At 34.0% G+C, this 241-nt stretch carries 1 protein-coding gene; it reads right to left on the bottom strand.

The window, feature by feature from the left end; all coding sequences use genetic code 11:
* Positions 1-31 precede the first annotated feature (31 nt).
* Positions 32-241, bottom strand: a 210-nt coding sequence (locus HMPREF0072_RS12230; RefSeq protein WP_004830852.1) for a hypothetical protein, incomplete at its 5' end; no start/stop codon positions are given.

Genomic DNA, 241 nt, shown 5'->3' with positions numbered 1-241 from the left:
ATAAATGAACTCACCCTTGCTGATGGGAAAATCACTGGAGTGGCAACAGGTCTTGATGTAGTTGATAATATTCCACTTCTTCGATATTTTCATTACCTATATATGAAAAAGAATCATTAAACACCATAGCGGCTTTTCCGTACAAATCTTTTTTTATGTTGTCCGGTGCAGATGAATTTAAAATAACATCATTTATACCATTAATAGCCTGTTCTTTACTAGAAGCCATAATACTATCGGC

The organism is Anaerococcus lactolyticus ATCC 51172 (genome assembly GCF_000156575.1).
GTDB classification, from domain to species: Bacteria; Bacillota; Clostridia; order Tissierellales; family Peptoniphilaceae; genus Anaerococcus; species Anaerococcus lactolyticus.
The sequence above is the reverse complement of the archived record's forward strand: the minus strand, read 5'-3'. Positions and strand labels throughout refer to the sequence as shown.